At 67.5% G+C, this 206-nt stretch carries 1 tRNA gene; it reads left to right on the forward strand.

Annotated features, from left to right (window positions below):
* Nucleotides 1-81 precede the first annotated feature (81 nt).
* A tRNA-Gly gene (locus AX737_RS02555) sits at nucleotides 82-156 on the forward strand.
* Nucleotides 157-206: the final 50 nt, after the last annotated feature.

Genomic DNA, 206 nt, shown 5'->3' on the forward strand with positions numbered 1-206 from the left:
CGGCCGGCGGAATGGTGTTTAGAGACCGGCGTCGGCGGGGCGCCGGCCGGTTCGTCCGGCGAGCGCCAGCAGGACAAGCGAGCGGGTGTAGCTCAGGGGTAGAGCACAACCTTGCCAAGGTTGGGGTCGAGGGTTCGAATCCCTTCGCCCGCTCCAATTTTCCCAACCACCGATGCCGACGACAAGCCGCCCTCGGGCGGCTTTCG

This window comes from Methylobacterium sp. CCH5-D2, assembly GCF_001556475.1.
Lineage (GTDB): Bacteria > Pseudomonadota > Alphaproteobacteria > Rhizobiales > Beijerinckiaceae > Methylobacterium > Methylobacterium hispanicum.